Annotated in this window: 14 protein-coding genes; 11 read left to right on the top strand and 3 right to left on the bottom strand. The window is 66.9% G+C overall.

Annotated elements, in window-relative coordinates:
• The first annotated feature begins 272 nt into the window (after positions 1-272).
• The 5 genes from leuS to DIE23_RS02050 all read left to right on the top strand — a co-directional run bounded on the left by leuS (position 273) and on the right by DIE23_RS02050 (position 6,708).
• On the top strand, positions 273-2,867 hold the full coding sequence (leuS, locus tag DIE23_RS02070; RefSeq protein WP_124610579.1) for a leucine--tRNA ligase: 2,595 nt from the start codon (positions 273-275) through the stop codon (positions 2,865-2,867).
• 38 nt (positions 2,868-2,905) lie between these two features.
• Positions 2,906-3,460 carry an LPS assembly lipoprotein LptE gene (gene lptE, locus DIE23_RS02065; protein ID WP_124610578.1) on the top strand — a complete coding sequence of 185 codons (555 nt, stop codon included), beginning with the start codon at positions 2,906-2,908 and terminating at the stop codon, positions 3,458-3,460.
• Between the two features lie 18 nt (positions 3,461-3,478).
• Entirely contained in the window at positions 3,479-4,573 is a 1,095-nt protein-coding gene (gene holA, locus DIE23_RS02060; RefSeq protein ID WP_124610577.1) for a DNA polymerase III subunit delta, read from the top strand.
• Positions 4,574-4,996: 423 nt separating this feature from the next.
• The gene (locus DIE23_RS02055; RefSeq protein WP_124610576.1) at positions 4,997-6,268 is read left to right on the top strand and encodes a glutamate-5-semialdehyde dehydrogenase; all 1,272 of its coding nucleotides are present in this window, start codon (positions 4,997-4,999) and stop codon (positions 6,266-6,268) included.
• 17 nt (positions 6,269-6,285) lie between these two features.
• The gene (locus DIE23_RS02050; RefSeq protein WP_124610575.1) at positions 6,286-6,708 is read left to right on the top strand and encodes a CopD family protein; all 423 of its coding nucleotides are present in this window, start codon (positions 6,286-6,288) and stop codon (positions 6,706-6,708) included.
• Positions 6,709-6,802: 94 nt separating this feature from the next.
• Here the strand turns inward: DIE23_RS02050 and DIE23_RS02045 are convergent, their stop codons facing one another.
• Entirely contained in the window at positions 6,803-7,651 is an 849-nt protein-coding gene (locus DIE23_RS02045) for a MurR/RpiR family transcriptional regulator (RefSeq protein ID WP_124610574.1), read from the bottom strand.
• A gap of 292 nt (positions 7,652-7,943) precedes the next feature.
• On the opposite strand from DIE23_RS02045, the gene edd reads away from it, so the two are divergent.
• The 4 genes from edd to DIE23_RS02020 all read left to right on the top strand — a co-directional run bounded on the left by edd (position 7,944) and on the right by DIE23_RS02020 (position 12,555).
• A complete protein-coding gene (gene edd, locus DIE23_RS02040) occupies positions 7,944-9,800 on the top strand; it encodes a phosphogluconate dehydratase (RefSeq protein WP_124610573.1) in 1,857 nt (618 codons plus the stop codon).
• A gap of 28 nt (positions 9,801-9,828) precedes the next feature.
• Positions 9,829-10,455, top strand: coding sequence for a bifunctional 4-hydroxy-2-oxoglutarate aldolase/2-dehydro-3-deoxy-phosphogluconate aldolase (gene eda / locus DIE23_RS02035; protein ID WP_059465387.1), 627 nt, complete (start codon positions 9,829-9,831; stop codon positions 10,453-10,455).
• Between the two features lie 221 nt (positions 10,456-10,676).
• Positions 10,677-12,038 carry a GntP family permease gene (locus tag DIE23_RS02025; RefSeq protein WP_057926776.1) on the top strand — a complete coding sequence of 454 codons (1,362 nt, stop codon included), beginning with the start codon at positions 10,677-10,679 and terminating at the stop codon, positions 12,036-12,038.
• Positions 12,039-12,051: 13 nt separating this feature from the next.
• Positions 12,052-12,555, top strand: a complete 504-nt coding sequence (locus DIE23_RS02020; RefSeq protein ID WP_124610571.1) for a gluconokinase — start codon at positions 12,052-12,054, stop codon at positions 12,553-12,555.
• A 79-nt stretch (positions 12,556-12,634) separates the two neighbouring features.
• On the opposite strand, the gene DIE23_RS02015 is transcribed toward DIE23_RS02020, so the two are convergent.
• On the bottom strand, positions 12,635-13,282 hold the full coding sequence (locus tag DIE23_RS02015) for a TetR/AcrR family transcriptional regulator (RefSeq protein ID WP_124610570.1): 648 nt from the start codon (positions 13,280-13,282) through the stop codon (positions 12,635-12,637).
• Positions 13,283-13,548: 266 nt separating this feature from the next.
• Between DIE23_RS02015 and DIE23_RS02010 the strand changes: the two genes are divergently transcribed.
• Entirely contained in the window at positions 13,549-14,970 is a 1,422-nt protein-coding gene (locus tag DIE23_RS02010; protein WP_124610569.1) for an FAD-binding oxidoreductase, read from the top strand.
• A gap of 71 nt (positions 14,971-15,041) precedes the next feature.
• On the opposite strand, the gene purB is transcribed toward DIE23_RS02010, so the two are convergent.
• Positions 15,042-16,430, bottom strand: a complete 1,389-nt coding sequence (purB, locus tag DIE23_RS02005; protein ID WP_124500287.1) for an adenylosuccinate lyase — start codon at positions 16,428-16,430, stop codon at positions 15,042-15,044.
• 255 nt (positions 16,431-16,685) lie between these two features.
• Between purB and DIE23_RS02000 the strand changes: the two genes are divergently transcribed.
• Entirely contained in the window at positions 16,686-17,639 is a 954-nt protein-coding gene (locus DIE23_RS02000; RefSeq protein ID WP_124610568.1) for a LysR substrate-binding domain-containing protein, read from the top strand.
• Positions 17,640-17,783: the final 144 nt, after the last annotated feature.

Below are 17,783 nucleotides of genomic sequence, written 5' to 3'. Positions count from 1 at the left end.
GCCGCCCGCGAGCCCGGCGCAGGCAAGAATGCGCCACAGCCCGCGAGACCGGCCGTACCGCCCGCCACGGACGGTATAATCGTCGTTTCCGACCGGTTGGCAGGGTTTCGCCGGGTAACCTGGAGACTCTCCGGGTTACCCGGCGAACATCCGGAACCATGAGGCAGGCCCGAGAACCGTGAGCCTGCTCCCGCCGCCGGGCTGCCCGATTTCGTCCACTTCCGCGTGCCCGCCTCGTGGCGCGCCGCTTAAAGCCTAGTCCGAACCACACCATGCACGAGAGATACGTACCCGCCGACGTCGAAGCCGCCGCTCAGGGCGACTGGCGCGCAGCCGATGCCTACAAGACGAAGGAAGATTCGCAGAAGCCGAAGTTCTACTGCGTGTCGATGCTGCCATACCCGTCCGGCAAGCTGCACATGGGTCACGTGCGCAACTACACGATCAACGACGTGATGTACCGCTATCTGCGGATGAACGGCTACAACACGCTGATGCCGATGGGCTGGGACGCGTTCGGGATGCCGGCCGAGAACGCCGCGATGGCGAACGGCGTGCCGCCCGCGAAGTGGACCTACGACAACATCGACTACATGAAGGGCCAGATGCAGTCGATGGGTCTCGCGATCGACTGGTCGCGCGAAATCGCGACGTGCAAGCCCGACTACTACAAGTGGAACCAGTGGCTGTTCCTGAAGATGCTCGAGAAGGGCATCGCGTACAAGAAGACGGGCACCGTGAACTGGGATCCCGTCGACCAGACCGTGCTCGCGAACGAGCAGGTGATCGACGGCCGCGGCTGGCGCTCGGGCGCGCTCGTCGAGAAGCGCGAGATCCCGATGTACTACCTGCGGATCACGCAGTACGCGGATGAACTGCTGAACGACCTCGACGGCCTCGGCTGGCCCGAGCGCGTGAAGATCATGCAGCAGAACTGGATCGGCAAGAGCTTCGGCGTGAACTTCGGCTTCCCGTACGAGCTCGACGGCGAGAAGGCGCTGTTGCGCGTGTTCACGACGCGTGCCGACACGATCATGGGCGTCACGTTCTGCGCGATCGCGGCCGAGCACCCGCTCGCCACGCGCCTCGCGCAGGGCAAGCCGGAACTGCAGGCGTTCATCGATGAATGCAAGCGCGGTGGCGTCGCCGAGGCCGATGTCGCGACGATGGAGAAGAAGGGCGTCGCGACGGGCTTCACGGTATCGCACCCGCTGACGGGTGAGTCGGTCGAGATCTGGATCGGCAACTACGTGCTGATGAGCTATGGCGAAGGCGCTGTGATGGGCGTGCCCGCGCACGACGAGCGCGACTTCGCATTCGCGAAGAAATACGACCTGCCGATCAAGCAGGTGATCGCGGCCGAAGGCCAGACGTACTCGCTCGACGCGTGGCAAGAGTGGTACGGCGACAAGGAAGTCGCGACCTGCGTCAACAGCGGCAAGTACGACGGCCTTGCGTACGGCGCGGCGGTCGACGCGATCGCGGCCGACCTGAAGGCCGGCGGCTTCGGCGACAAGCAGGTCACGTGGCGCCTGCGCGACTGGGGCGTGTCGCGCCAGCGCTACTGGGGCACGCCGATCCCGATCATCCACTGCCCGTCGTGCGGCGACGTGCCGGTGCCGGAGCAGGACCTGCCGGTCGTGCTGCCGGAAGACCTCGTGCCGGACGGCTCGGGCAACCCGCTCGCGAAGTCGGAAGCGTTCCTGAACTGCGCGTGCCCGAAGTGCGGCGCGGCCGCGAAGCGTGAAACCGACACGATGGACACCTTCGTCGATTCGTCGTGGTACTTCTCGCGCTACACGGCGCCGGACGCCGAGACGATGGTCGACGCGCGCACCGATTACTGGATGCCGATGGATCAGTACATCGGCGGCATCGAGCACGCGATCCTGCACCTGCTGTATTCGCGCTTCTGGACCAAGGTGATGCGCGACCTCGGCCTCGTGAAGTTCGGCGAGCCGGCGAAGAACCTGCTTACGCAGGGCATGGTGCTGAACGAGACGTTCTACCGCGAAGACGCGTCGGGCAAGAAGACCTGGTACAACCCGGCCGACGTGACCGTCGCGTTCGACGAAAAGGGCCGCCCGGTGGGCGCGACGCTGAATGCCGACGGCCAGCCGGTCGTACTCGGCGGCATCGAGAAGATGTCGAAGTCGAAGAACAACGGCGTCGATCCGCAGCTGCTGATCGACCAGTACGGCGCGGACACCGCGCGCCTGTTCACGATGTTCGCCGCGCCGCCCGAGCAGCAGCTCGAGTGGTCGGGCGCGGGCGTCGAAGGCGCGAGCCGCTTCCTGCGCCGCGTGTGGAGCTTCGGCGCGACGAATCGCGAAGCGCTCGCCGCGCGCGCGGGCTTCGATGCGGCCGCGCTCGGCGATGCCGACAAGGCGCTGCGCCGCGAGATCTACAGCGTGCTGAAGCAGGCCGATTTCGACTATCAGCGTCTGCAGTACAACACGGTCGTGTCGGCCGCGATGAAGATGCTGAACGCGATCGACGGTGCGAAGGGCGCGACGCCCGGCGTGCTGCGCGAGACGTACGGCGTGCTGCTGCGCGTGCTGTACCCTGTCGTGCCGCACGTCACGTTCGAGCTGTGGAAGGCACTGGGCTACGCGGACGAATTCGGCCCGTTGCTCGACGCGCCGTGGCCGAAGGTCGACGAGGCCGCGCTCGAGCAGGCCGAGATCGAACTCGTGCTGCAGGTGAACGGCAAGGTGCGCGGCGCGCTGAAGGTCGCGAAGGACGCGAGCCGCGAGGCGATCGAAGCCGCGGCGGTGGCCGACGATGCGTTCGCGAAGTTCAGCGACGGCAAGCCGGCGAAGAAGATCGTCGTCGTGCCGGGCCGCCTCGTGAACATCGTCGTCTGACGGCCGTTGGCCGTCGGGTGCACAAAGAAGGAGCGAAGGTGATCCGCAGATCGTTTTTGATGCTCGCCGTCGGCAGCGCGGTCGCGCTGTCGGCATGCGGTTTCCAGTTGCGCGGCCAGCAGGACTACGCGTTCAAGCACCTGCTGGTGGCCGGCGCGCCGGCGCCCGTCGAGGCGCGCCTGGTGCGCCTCGTCGAGGCCGGCAGCGACACGAAGATCGTCAAGTCGGCGGACGACGCCGACGCCGTGCTGCGCATGTGGGAATCGCGCGGGCAGAACACGCTGACGCTCAACAAGTACGGCTCGGCGCAGGAATATGCGCTCTTCTACACGTTGAACTACACGCTGACGAGCAAGGACGGCACCGTGCTGATCCCGCCGAGCGCGATCGCGCTGAACCGCGCGATGACGTACAGCGACCAGTACACCAACGCGAAGTCGCAGGAAGCCGAGATTCTATACAGCGACATGCAGAACGACGCGGTCGACCAGCTGATGCGGCGTCTCGCGATCGTCCACTCGCTGACGCCGGCGCCGGAGGACGTGGTGCCGGGCGTTGCGCCGCGCGCACCGCTGCCGCCGCCGCCGCTCTGATCGCCGGCGCACGCACCGATGCAATTGCGACTTGATGCGCTGGAGCCGCACCTCGCGAAGGGGATGGCCGGACTCTACACCGTCTACGGCGACGAGCCGCTGCTCGCGCAGGAAGCGTGCGACCGCATTCGTGCGGCCGCGCGCGCGGCCGGCTTCACCGAACGTTCGGTGCATACGGTCGAGCGCGGCTTCGACTGGAGCGTGCTGCTCGGCGCGACCCAGGCGATGTCGCTGTTCGGCGAGCGCCAACTGATCGAGCTGCGCATTCCGTCGGGCAAGCCCGGCAAGGAAGGCGCCGACGCGCTGAAGACGCTCGCGGCGACCCCCAACCCCGACGCGCTGATGCTCGTCACGTTGCCGCGCCTCGACGCGGCAACGCAGAAATCCGCGTGGTTTACCGCGCTGCAGAACGGCGGCGTCGCGCTGAAGATCGATCCGGTCGACCGCGCGCAGCTGCCGAACTGGATCGGCCAGCGTCTGTCGATGCAGAGCCAGCGCGTCGCGCCCGGCGACGACGGCCGGCGCGCGCTGCAGTTCATCGCGGAGCGCGTGGAGGGCAACCTGCTCGCCGCGCACCAGGAAATCCAGAAGCTCGGGCTGCTGTATCCGCAGGGCGTGCTGTCGTTCGAGCAGGTGCACGACGCGGTGCTGAACGTCGCGCGCTACGACGTGTTCAAGCTGAACGAGGCGATGCTCGCGGGCGACGCCGCGCGGCTCGCACGGATGATCGACGGGCTGAAGGGTGAGGGCGAGGCGATCGTGCTCGTGATGTGGGCCGTCGTTGAGGAATTGCGCACGCTGCTGCGGATCAAGCGCGGCGCGACGGCCGGCAAGCCGCTGGCCACGCTGCTGCGCGAGAACCGCGTGTGGGGGCCGCGCGAGCGGCTGATCGGCCCCGCGCTGAACCGCGTGTCGGAAGCCGTGCTCGAGAAGGCGCTCGCGTTCGCCGCGAAGCTCGACCGGCAGGTGAAGGGGCTGTCGGCCGTCACGCCGGGCCGCCGCACGCAGGACGATCCGCCGCCCGATCCGTGGGACGGCCTGTTCCAGCTCGCGATGACGGTGGCGGGCGCCCGCGGCGAACGACCGCCGACCGCGGGTCGCGTGCGGCGCTAGGGTCTGTTTCCATATGGAACGCGCATGCGAATGCCCGAAATCGCGCGTAGGGCAAGGAGCGAGGAGCGCCGTTTGGCCGAGCCAAACAAGCGACGAGCGACGCCGCCATACGGGCGATTTCGGGCATTCCCGTGGAATGAGCTTTTTAATTTGGGGTTGCCACGAGAACGGCCGCTCGCCGCGTTGCGCTCCTTGCGAATACGTCAGTATTCGCGGCGTCGCGCGCCTCGCGAGCGGCCGTTCTCGTGGCAACGCATGCGCGTTCCATATGGAAACAGACCCTTGGCCCCGTCCGGGCCTTCAGCGCAAGCATCGCAACCCGCTTACAATATTTCGATGGCTGGCGCGGCCTTCCTGCGGCCGCGCCTCACGCTTCCCCACGATTTCACGCCGCGCCAAGCGGCTCGCTTCTCGAGTCACACGATGGATATCGACCAGTACATGACGGACCTGGGCCGCCGTGCCCGGCACGCTTCCCGCGCGATGGCGCGCGCCAGCACGGCTGCGAAGAACGCGGCGCTCGACGCCGTGGCCCGCGCGATCGAGCGCGACGCGCAGGTGCTGAAGGACGCGAATGCGCGCGACGTCGCCCGTGCCCGCGAAAAGGGGCTCGATGCGGCGTTCATCGACCGCCTGACGCTGTCGGACAAGGCATTGAATACGATGGTCGAAGGCCTGCGCCAGGTTGCGTCGCTGGCCGATCCGATCGGTGAGATCGGCAATCTCAAGTACCGTCCGAGCGGGATCCAGGTCGGCCAGATGCGCGTGCCGCTCGGCGTGATCGGCATCATCTACGAGTCGCGCCCGAACGTGACGATCGACGCGGCCGCGCTGTGCCTGAAGTCGGGCAATGCGACGATCCTGCGCGGCGGCTCCGAGGCGCTCGAATCGAACGCGGCGCTCGCGAAGCTGATCGGCGAGGGGCTCGCGGCGGCCGGCCTGCCGCAGGACGCCGTGCAGGTCGTCGCGACCGCCGATCGTGCGGCGGTCGGCAAGCTGATCACGATGACCGAATACGTCGACGTGATCGTACCGCGCGGCGGCAAGAGCCTGATCGAGCGCCTGATCAACGAGGCGCGCGTGCCGATGATCAAGCACCTCGACGGCATCTGCCACGTATATGTCGACGATCGCGCCGATGTCGCGAAAGCGCTGACGGTATGCGACAACGCGAAGACGCACCGCTACGGCACCTGCAACACGATGGAGACGCTGCTCGTTTCGAGCGGCATCGCGGTCACGCTGCTGCCGCCGCTCGGCAAGCTGTATCGCGACAAGCAGGTCGAGCTGCGTGTCGACGCGGCCGCGCGCGCGGTGCTCGCCGAGGCGGGTGTCGGCCCGCTCGTCGATGCGACCGACGAAGACTGGCACACCGAATATCTCGCGCCGGTGCTCGCGATCAAGGTCGTCGACGGCCTCGACGCCGCGATCGAACACATCAACCATTACGGTTCGCACCACACCGATGCGATCGTGACCGAGGATCACGACCGCGCGATGCGCTTCCTGCGCGAAGTCGACTCGGCGAGCGTGATGGTCAACGCGTCGACGCGCTTCGCGGACGGCTTCGAATTCGGCCTCGGCGCGGAAATCGGCATCTCGAACGACAAGCTGCACGCACGCGGCCCCGTTGGCCTGGAAGGGCTCACGTCGCTGAAGTACGTCGTGCTCGGGCACGGCGAAGGCCGCCAGTAAAGCGAGGCGCACAACCGATGGCAATGCTCTGGGTCAAGACGTTCCACATCGTGCTGATCGCCGCGTGGTTCGCGGGGTTGTTCTACCTGCCGCGCATCTACGTGAACCTGGCCATGGAGACCGATCCGGCCACGGTTCGGCGCCTGCTGCTGATGGCGCGCAAGCTGTTCCGCTTCATGACGATGATTGCCGTGCCGGCACTGGCGTGCGGGCTGTGGCTCTGGCTCGTGATCGGCATCGGCCAGGGGCAGGGCTGGATCCACGCGAAGGTGACGGTGGTGCTGCTGCTCGTCATCTACCACGCGTATTGCGGACACCTGCTGCGGGTGTTCGAGCGCGGCGAGAACCGCCGCACCGACAAGTGGTATCGCGTGTTCAACGAGCTGCCGGTGCTCGGCATGCTCGCGGCGGTCGCGCTGGTCGTGATCAAGCCGTTCTGAACCTTCCGGTGGCACCGTCGACGAGCATGCCGGCGGTCGATCGATGCGCAACGGCGCCCCTTGGGGCGCCGTTTTCATGTGCGCGTCGTACGCGTCATTCCTTCGTCGGATCGTCGATCCGGCGGCGCGTGATCGCTTCCTTCGCGCGGCCGACGCGCTCCATCAGCGCGGGCCCGCGCGACAGCGCAACGCCGACCGCGAGGATGTCGCCGATCGCGAGATGCGACATCCGCGACGTCATCGGCGAGAACACGTCGGTTTCCTCCGCGACGTTCGACGCGAGGCTCACCGTCGCGAGTTTCGCGAGCGGCGAATGGCTCTGCGTGATCGCGACGACCTTCGCGCCGCACGCGAGCGCGGAGCGCGCGGCATCGACGATGTCGCGCGTGCGGCCGGTGTTCGAGATCGCGACGACGACGTCGTGCGGCCCGAGCAGCGCCGACGACATCGAGAACGTGTGCGGGTCCGAATACGCGACGCTCGGCACGCCGAGCCGGAAGAACTTGTGCTGGATGTCCTGCGCGGCGATGCCGGAGCCGCCGGCGCCGTAGAACTCGATGCGCGACGCGTTCGACAGCAGCGCGATCGCGTCGGCGACGCTGCCGGCCGACAGGCTGTTGCGCACCTCGATCAGCGCACCGATCGTGCGGTCGAACACCTTGCCGATGATGCCGGGCGCGGGCTCGTCGGGCTGGACGTCGCGATACACCGACGACACGCCCGGCGCGACGCTCTGCGCGAGCCGGATCTTGAATTCGCGAAAACCGCTGCAGCCGAGCGCCTGGCAGAAGCGCGCGATGGTCGGCTGGCTGACGCCCGCGCGGGTCGACAGCTCGGTCATCGCGAGGTCGAGCACCTCGCGCGGCGCGGCGAGGATGTAGTCGGCGAGCTTGCGCTCGGACGGGCGCAGGTCGGCGCGGATCGCTTCAATGCGAGGCAGCATGGGACGGCGGATGGAAATCGGGTTCGGATGAGCGAGTGTATCGCAATCGAATTGTAGAAAATCTACATGAAAATGCTAGCTTCATTTTCGGCAATTTATGGAGTGTGTGAGGCGGGAGATTAGGGTTTTCACTAGGTAAACCCTTACTGGTGGCGGGGATGTGGGTTGCGTGCGTGCTGATCTGCATTGCATGCGTGTAGTTTTTCTACTAGACTGGCTTCGTTCGTTCGACGCACTCGACCGTCCCCACGATTCCAACCGCCGGTGTCGCCGGCATACAGGAGCGCCCAGCATGACGTCGCTGCACCCCACCCTGGCGAAAGTCACCGAACGCGTGATCGCCCGCAGCCAATCGACCCGTTCCGCCTATCTGCAGCGCATCGACGGCGCGCAAGGCAAGTTCCCGGCGCGCGGCGCGCTGTCGTGCGCGAACCTCGCGCACGGCTTCGCGGGTCTCGAAGGCAGCGACAAGTTCCAGATCAAGGCGATCCGCGAGCCGAACATCGGCATCGTGTCCTCGTACAACGAGATGCTGTCCGCGCACGCGCCGTACAAGGATTTCCCCGACATCATCAAGGCCGCCGCGCGCGAGAACGGCGGCGTCGCGCAGTTCGCGGGCGGCGTGCCGGCGATGTGCGATGGCGTCACGCAGGGCAACCCCGGGATGGAGCTGTCGCTGTTCTCGCGCGAGGCGATCGCGATGGGTACGGCGATCGCGCTCACGCACAACATGTTCGACGCGGCGCTCTGCCTCGGCATCTGCGACAAGATCGTGCCGGGCCTGCTGATCGGCGCGCTGCAGTTCGGCCACCTGCCGACTATCTTCGTGCCGGCCGGCCCGATGACGAGCGGCCTGTCGAACGATGACAAGGCGAAGATCCGCCAGCAGTTCGCGACCGGCCAGGTCGGCCGCGACGCGCTGCTCGAAGCCGAATCGGCCGCGTATCACGGTCACGGCACCTGCACGTTCTACGGCACCGCGAACAGCAACCAGATGCTGATGGAGTTGATGGGCCTGCACCTGCCGGGTTCCGCGTTCGTCCATCCGCACACGCCGCTGCGTACCGCACTGACGGCCGAAGCCGCGCGCCGCGTGCTCGACCTGACGGTCGAGCGCGGCCAGTACACGCCGATCGGCCATGTGATCGACGAGAAGGCGATCGTCAACGGGATCGTCGCGCTGCTCGCGACGGGCGGCTCGACCAACCACACGCTGCACCTCGTCGCGATCGCGCGCGCGGCCGGCATCCTGATCGACTGGAACGACTTCGACGAACTGTCGGCGGTCGTGCCGCTGCTCGCGAAGATCTACCCGAACGGCAAGGCCGACGTGAACCATTTTCACGCGGCGGGCGGCGTCGCGTTCCTGGTGCGGAACCTGCTCGAAGGCGGGCTGCTGCACGAAGACGTGGCGACCGTTGCGGGCAAGGGCCTGTCGCACTACACGAAGGAGCCGAAGCTGATCGACGGCAAGCTGACGTGGGTCGACGGCACGGCCGAGAGCCACGACACGAAGGTGCTGCGCGGCATTCGCGACCCGTTCCAGCCGGACGGCGGCCTGCGCCTGATGCAGGGCCGGCTCGGCCGCGGCGTGATCAAGATTTCGGCGGTCGCGCCCGAGCACCGCAAGGTGACGGCGCCCGCGATCGTGTTCGATTCGCAGGAAGCCGTGCAGGAGGCCTTCGATCGCGGCGAGCTGAAGCGCGATTTCGTCGCGGTCGTGCGCTTCCAGGGCGCGCGCGCAAACGGGATGCCCGAGCTGCACCGTTTGACGCCGCTGCTCGGCGTGCTGCAGGATCAGGGCTTCCACGTCGCGCTCGTGACCGACGGCCGCATGTCCGGCGCGTCGGGCAAGGTGCCGGCCGTGATCCATGTGTCGCCGGAGGCGCTGCTGGCCGGCCCGCTCGGCAAGGTGAAGACGGGCGACACGCTCGTGATCGACGCGGAAGCCGGCGTCCTCGACATCGAGATCGACGACGCCGAGTGGCAGGCGCGCCCGGTCGCGCAGCCGCTGCACCAGGCCGACAACGAAACCGGTTTCGGGCGCGAACTGTTCGGCGTGTTCCGCGCGGCGGCCGCGCCGGCCGAGCAGGGCGCATCGGTTTTCGGGACGCTGATCGGCGAAACGGCCGTTGGCGTTACCGCATGAATTGCATGAATTTCAAGGAGTGTCATCGATGAAGACGATTGCTGAAATCGTGAAGCTGGGCCCGGTGATTCCGGTGCTCGCATTCGACTCGGTCGAGCAGGGGGAACACGTTTCGCGTGCGTTGCACGCGGGCGGCGTCAAGGTGCTCGAGATCACGCTGCGCACGCCGGCGGGCCTCGAGGCGATCCAGCGCGCGAGCCAGCTCGCGGACGACATCGTCGTCGGCGTCGGCACGATCACGAAGCCGGAGCACTGCGAGCAGGCGAAGCGCGCGGGTGCGAAGTTCGGCGTGTCGCCGGGCCTGACGAAGGACCTGCACCTCGCGTCGCTCGATGCGGGCCTGCCGCTGCTGCCGGGCGTGATGACGCCGAGCGACATCATCCAGGCGCTCGAATTCGGCTACGAGATCGTCAAGTTCTTCCCCGCGCAGCAGGCCGGCGGCGTGCCGATGCTGCAGGCGTTCCACGGCCCGTTCCCGGCGCTGAAGTTCTGCCCGACGGGTGGCATCACGGTCGACACCGCGCCGAATTTCCTGAAGCTGCCGAACGTCGTGTGCGTCGGCGGTTCGTGGCTCACGCCGAAAGCCGCGCTCGCCGCGCAGGACTGGGCGGAAGTCACGCGCCTCGCGCAAGCCGCGAGTCAGCTCCACCGTTAATACTTGTACGAAACGATCGTTTGACCCTCGGTATGCGAGCGCTTAGTGCTTGTTTTGCCGAGGGTTTTTGCTGATGGAACCGGTTCTATCCGCGGACCGCAAAGATAAGTAAAATTCAGCGTCCTCACGGGGTGGGTACCCCCCGTGTTTCGGAGACCTGCATAGCCGGGCATACTCGCAACAACTCGCCCGGTTTCGAACAATCCAAGGAGGAGTGCCACATGGGGGCTGTCCAAGGCAGCATGCTGCTCGTATTCACGCTGATCGCGATTGCCGCGCTGATCCTGATGATCGCGCGCTACAAGATCTACCCGTTCCTGGTGCTGATCATCGTTTCGCTGGGCCTCGGTCTCGTCGTCGGCATGCCGATGGACAAGATCGTCAAGTCGTTCGAAACGGGCACGGGCGGCACGCTCGGCCACATCGCGATCGTCGTCGGCCTCGGCACGATGCTCGGCAAGATGATGGCGGAATCGGGCGGCGCCGAACGGATCGCGACCACGCTGATCGACTGGTTCGGTGAAAAGAACATCCACTGGGCGATGATGTTCGTCGCGATCATCGTCGGCCTGCCGGTGTTCTTCGAAGTCGGCTTCGTGCTGCTGATTCCGATCGCGTTCAACGTCGCGAAGCGCACCGGCAAGTCGCTGCTCGTCGTCGGCCTGCCGATGGTGGCTGGCCTGTCCGTCGTGCACGGGCTGATCCCGCCGCACCCGGCCGCGCTGCTGGCCGTCCAGCAATACGGCGCCGATATCGGCAAGACGATCGCGTTCGGCCTGATCGTCGGCGTGCCGACCGCGATCATCGCGGGTCCGCTGTTCGCGCTGATGATCTCGAAGTTCGTGAAGCTGCCGGAAAACAATCCGCTCGCCGCGCAGTTCGTCGATACGCACACGGACGGCCGCAAGCGCGAACTGCCGAGCTTCGGCATCACGCTGTTCACGATCCTGCTGCCCGTCGTGCTGATGCTCGTCGGCAGCTGGGCCGACCTGGTGTTCGCGCCGAAGTCGCTGCCGAACAACCTGCTGCGCTTTGCCGGCAACTCCGACGTCGCGCTGCTGATCGCCGTGCTGGTGAGCTTCTTCACGTTCGGCAAGCTGCAGGGTTTCAACCGCGACCAGATCCAGAAGTTCTGCGGCGAGTGCCTGGCGCCGATCGCCGGCATCACGCTGATCGTCGGTGCGGGCGGCGGCTTCGGCGGCGTCCTGCGCGACAGCGGGATCTCGCAGCAGATCGTCGAGACCGCGAAGCACGCACACCTGTCGCCGCTGCTGCTCGGCTGGTTCGTGGCGGCGCTGATGCGTCTCGCGACGGGTTCGGCGACGGTTGCAATGACGACGGCCTGCGGCATCGTCGCGCCGATCGCGGCGGCGTCGGGCGCGGCGGTTCGTCCGGAGCTGCTGGTGCTCGCGACGGGCTCGGGCTCGCTGATCTTCTCGCACGTGAACGACGGCGGCTTCTGGCTGATCAAGGAATACTTCGGGATGACGGTCGGCCAGACGTTCAAGACCTGGTCGCTGCTTGAAACCATCATCTCGGTGCTCGGTCTGAGCTTTACGCTGCTGCTGAGCCTGGTTCTGTAACAAGGGGTAGTCAATGATTCTGATCGCAATGGGCGTGTCGGGCGCGGGCAAGTCGCGAATCGGCGAAATGCTGGCGGAACGCCTGTCGTGCAGCTATACCGACGGCGACGCGTTTCACAGCGCGGCGAACAAGGAAAAGATGCACAACGGCATTCCGCTGACGGACGACGACCGCTGGCCGTGGCTGCGCACGATCCGCGCGGCCATCGAGGAAAAGCAGCGTGCCGGCGAGACGGCCGTGTTCACGTGCTCGTCGCTGAAGCGGTCGTACCGCGACGTGCTGCGCGGCACCGACACCGACGTGCGGTTTGTGTATCTGAAGGGTTCGTTCGAGGTGTTGCACGAGCGCCTGAAGACCCGCACCGGCCATTTCTTCGATCCGTCGCTGCTGAAGAGCCAGCTCGACACGCTCGAGGAACCGGGCCCGGACGAAGCGATCGTGGTCAGCATCGAGCTGACGCCCGAACAGATCGTCGATGAAGTGATGGTGAAGATCGGCCTCGCGCAGCAGCACTGAGCGCGGTTCGCGGCAATCGTCATGCAATAGCGAAAAAGGCACCTTCGGGTGCCTTTTTCGTTTCAGGTGCGCAGGCCGCTCAGGCCGAACGCGCGTGCTGCGCGATGCCGTCGAGCAGCACGTCCAGCATCGTGTCGTGCACGGCGGCCGGGTCGAGTCGCGCATAGAGCGGGGCGGCCGATTTGACGAGCGGGTGCGCGACGTCGGACAGCGCATCCATTTCCGCGAGCTCGACGTCGTTCGCGGGCCGCGTGAGGCCGCCGGCCTCGGCGGCGGCGAGCCCGATCACGCTCGCATACCAGCCGACGCACACGGACGGCAGCGCGGTGCGCGGGATACCGGCATCGGCCAGCGCGCGATGCACGGTCTCGATGTGCGCGAGATCGGCCGGGCCGGTGCTCATGTGACGCTGCAGCAGCGCGAACGCGGCGGGGTGGCGCAGCGCGAGCGCGCGGTACTGGCGCGCGAGATCGCGCAGCCGCTCGCGCCACGGAAGCGAAGGGTCGACCGGCACGAGCGAGCGCGACAGCGCGTTCGCGATCGCACGGCTCAGGCCTTCTTTCGACTTGAAGTGATACAGCACGCTCATCGGGTCGCAGCCGACCGACTGCGCGAGCTTGCGCACGCTGAACGTGGCTTCACCGACCTCTTCGAGCAGCGCGAGCGCGGCCGCGACGATCGCGTCCTTGTCGAGGCCGCGCGGGCCTTGGGCGGGTTTGTCTTTCATGTGAGCGGATGCGGCGGCGGGCTGTCATCTTGACGAAAACATATTCTACGCTGTAGAATTATTTCTGCGGTGTAGAAATTGGGTGTCCCGGCACCTTTCAATGCGTGCTTTCGCACGGTCCGGGATCCAGGCAGACACGAGCGTGTCTGCCGTCAACACGGGCCATCGCGCCCTTTATCTCGTTGACACCCAAGTGGAACCGGCTGCCCCACCCGCGAAGCCCTACGGCTCTTCGACAGGCGGCCCAAGACCATGCAAGTGCAATCATGACTTCCAACCACAAACCCCTGATCCAGGGCGAATCGCGTTTCGACCAGACGCAACTGAACATCGAAAAGGACAACTGGAACTGGTGCGAGCCGTCCCGCTACGACGGCGAGCGTCCGGCCAACTGGTACGAGGCGTCGTTGTCGCGCCATGAAAACAGCGCGCCGCTCGTGCACGACGCCGTATGCGACGTGCTCGTGATCGGCGCGGGGCTGCTCGGCGCATCGGCTGCGCTGCATCTCGCGGAAGCGGGCGTCGACACGATCCTCGTCGACAAGCATCACGTCGGCTCCGCGGCGTCGGGCCGCAACGGCGGCCAACTTACGCCGGGCCTTGCGCGCTGGGAAGCGGCCGACATGATCGACCACCTGTCGCACGCCGATGCGAAGCGGCTGTGGCGCTTCGCATCGGCCGAATCGATGGACCTGATCGATGCGATCGGCGCGCGTTACGCGCTCGACCTCGACCGCAAGCGCGGCCACGTGACGGCGGCGGTCCACCCGGGCCACATGAGCGCGCTGCTCGAAGGCGCGGACGCCCGCCGCCATCTCGGCGACGGCGGCGTGACGCTCGTCGGCCGCCATCAGCTGCACGACGAATACGTGCGCTCGGGGCTGTATCACGGCGCGGCGATCGATGCGATCGGCGGCCAGCTTCATCCGCTCGCGCTGGTGCGCGGCCTCGTGCACGGCTTCCGACTGAACGGAGGCGCGCTGTACGAGGGGACGGAGGTGCTGGAACTCGACGAAACGCCGGCGGGCGTCGTCGCGACGACGCCGGGCGGCACGATCACCGCGCGCCGCGGCGTGGTGCTCGCACTGCACAACACGACGTTCCGGCTGCTGGATGACGGCGCCGCGACCACCGTGCCGTTCTTCACGTACGTGAGCGTGACGGCGCCGCTCGACGTCGACGTCGCGACGCTGATGCCGGCCGGCATGCCGGTGTACGACACGCAGTTCCAGATCGACTACTACCGGCCGGTGCACGGCAACCGCCTGCTGTTCGGCGGACAGGGCACCGGCACGTGCTGGGCGCAGCAGGACGTCAACGCATACTTGCTGACGCGGCTGAACACGGTGTTTCCGCAGCACGACGGCCGCTTCGCGCTCGACTACTGCTGGAGCGGCGTCAGCGACTTCACGCTGAACGGCGCGACCGACAGCCGCAAGACCGACGGCCGCGTGCCGATGTACATGGTGCAGGGCTGGAGCGGGCACGGCGTCGCGCAGACGGTGCGGATCGGCAAGGCGATCTGCGACGATTTCGTCGGACGCAACGACGATTTCTCGATGCTGACCGGCATCGATCATCGCGAGATTCCGCTCGGCCGGCAGTTGTCGCCGATCGCGATTCCGGCCGCGAAGGCGGCGATGAGCGTGATGAGCGCGCTCAATCCGGGGCGAATGATCTCGTTCTGATCGGCCAAAAAGCAAAAAGCCCGATGCGATTGCTCGCATCGGGCTTTTTTTTCGTCCGGCGATGGCGGCGCTTACGCGATCCGCTTTGCCAGTTCGACGGCCTTGCCGATGTACGACGCAGGCGTCATCGCGAGCAGGCGATCCTTCGCGTCCTGCGGGATCGCCAGCGTGCCGACGAATTCCTGCAGCGCTTCACGGGTGATGCCCTTGCCGCGCGTCAGTTCCTTCAGCTGCTCGTACGGGTTCTCGATGCCGTAGCGGCGCATCACCGTCTGCACCGGCTCCGCGAGCACTTCCCAGCAGTTGTCGAGATCGTCGTTCAGGCGCTGCGGGTTCACTTCGAGCTTGTCGAGGCCGCGGATCAGCGAGTCGTACGCGAGCAGCGAGTAGCCGAGCGCGACGCCCATGTTGCGCAGCACCGTCGAGTCGGTCAGGTCGCGCTGCCAGCGCGACACCGGCAGCTTGTCGGCGAGGTGGCGCAGCGTCGCGTTCGCGAGGCCGAGGTTGCCTTCCGAGTTCTCGAAGTCGATCGGGTTGACCTTGTGTGGCATCGTCGACGAGCCGATTTCGCCCGCCTTCGTTTTCTGCTTGAAGTAGCCGACCGAGATGTAGCCCCACACGTCGCGGTCGAGGTCGAGCAGGATCGTGTTCGCGCGCGCGACCGCGTCGAACAGCTCGGCCATGTAGTCGTGCGGCTCGATCTGGATCGTGTACGGGTTGAAGGTGAGCTTCAAGCGGTTCTCGATCACGTCGCGCGAGAACGCTTCCCAGTCGAATTCCGGATACGCGGACAGGTGTGCGTTGAAGTTGCCGACCGCGCCGTTCATCTTGCCGAGGATCTCGACCTTCTCGATGCGCGTGATCGCGCGTGCGAGGCGCGCGGCCACGTTCGCGAGTTCCTTGCCGAGCGTCGTCGGGCTGGCCGGCTGGCCGTGCGTGCGCGACAGCATCGGCTGCTCGGCGAGCGCGTGCGACAGCGCGACGAGGCGCTGGTGGACCGTGCGCAGCGCCGGCACGATCACGTGCTCGCGCGCGCCGGCGAGCATCATCCCGTGCGACGTGTTGTTGATGTCTTCGGACGTGCACGCGAAGTGGATGAATTCGCTGGCCTTCTCGAGTTCGGCCTGGCCCTTGACCGATTCCTTCAGCCAGTATTCGACGGCCTTCACGTCGTGGTTCGTCACGCGCTCGATTTCCTTGATGCGCGCGGCGTCGTGCGCGGTGAAGCGCTCGGCGAGCTGCAGCAGGAATTGTTCGGACGCGTCGGAGAAGCGCGGGACTTCCGCGAAGCCGGCGCGCGACAGCGCGATCAGCCAGTGCACCTCGACGGTGACGCGGTGGCGCATGAAGGCGGCTTCGGAGAGCCAGTCGCGCAGCGCTTCAGTCTTGCTGGCGTAGCGGCCGTCGATGGGCGAGAGCGCGGTGAGGGCGAAAAGCGTATCGGGACGAGTGTCGGACATGATCGGGCGTGGCCTTTGGGGCCGGTGCGAACGAGGGGGAGGAGAATCTAGCATTTTACCATTGGCGCGGGGCGATCCCGGGCGAACCGGTCCGGCCGCGGCCACCGCGGGCGATCGGCACGCAGCCGGCGCGCGATCGGCCTGCCGGCAGGCGCCCGCACCGGCTCGCCGGGCTACCCGCCATGCCGACGGGCGGGACCGCCCGCCGGTAGAATGCAGGCTTCTTCCCGACCGCCGCCCGCCGCGCCCGCCTGCATGGAACTGAAATGGCTCGAAGACTTCGTCTCGCTCGCGGAAACGCGCAGCTTTAGCCGGTCCGCCGAACTGCGGCACGTGTCGCAGCCCGCGTTCTCGCGGCGCATCCAGGCGCTCGAGGCGTGGCTCGCGACCGAACTGATCGATCGTTCGGTCTATCCGACGCGGCTCACGCAGGCCGGCCAGATCTTCTACGAGCAGGCCCTGACGATGCTGTCGCAGGCGCACGAGGCGCGCACGCTGCTGCGGGGCCACGTCGGTGCGCCGGTGCCGACGATCGAGTTCGCGGTGCCGCACACGCTGTCGCTCACGTATTTCCCGCGCTGGCTGCAGCGGATCGAGGCGAAGATGGGGCAGGTCCACACGCGGCTGCGCGCGCTGAACGTGCACGATGCCGTGCTGTCGCTCGTCGAGGGCGGCTGCGATCTCGTGATGGGCTATCACCACCCGAGCCACCCGGTCGCGCTCGATCCGGCCCGCTACGACATGCTGGTCCTCGGCAGCGAGCCGATCAGCCCATTTTCCGCGCCGGGCCGCGCGGGCCGGCCGCGCTACACGCTGCCGGGCACGGCCGATGCGCGCGTGCCGTACCTGTCTTACACGCCGAACGCGTATCTCGGCCGGATGACCGAGGTCATCGTTGCGAACGCACCGACCTCGCTGTTTCTCGATCGCGTGTACGAAACCGACATGGCCGAAGGGCTGAAGGCGATGGCGCTCGCGGGTCACGGCGTCGCGTTCCTGCCGCACAGCGCGGTCGAGGATGCGGTGGCCAGCGGCCGCCTGATCCGGCTCGACCGTTCGGCGCGCGGCGGCACCCATCCGTTCACGCTGACGATGGAGATCCGCCTGTACTGCGACAAGCTCGCGCTGCAGGGCGACGATCCGCGCCAGAAGCTCGTGCGCACGCTGTGGGATGTCGTGCGCGACGAATTGCGCGAGACCACCGGTTAACCGTGGGCGGTTAACCGGGCCGGTCGAGCGCGTGCGGCTGACTACCAGCTTGCTGTGCCTGTCGGACGGCTGTCCGGCGGGCATCCGGCCTGCTTCCCCGACGATTTTTCGCAAACGCGATGCACGAGCGATCGCGGGCGTTCT

Source organism: Burkholderia sp. Bp9143 (assembly GCF_003853645.1).
Classification (GTDB): domain Bacteria; phylum Pseudomonadota; class Gammaproteobacteria; order Burkholderiales; family Burkholderiaceae; genus Burkholderia.
This window is presented reverse-complemented; position numbering and strand designations above follow the sequence as displayed.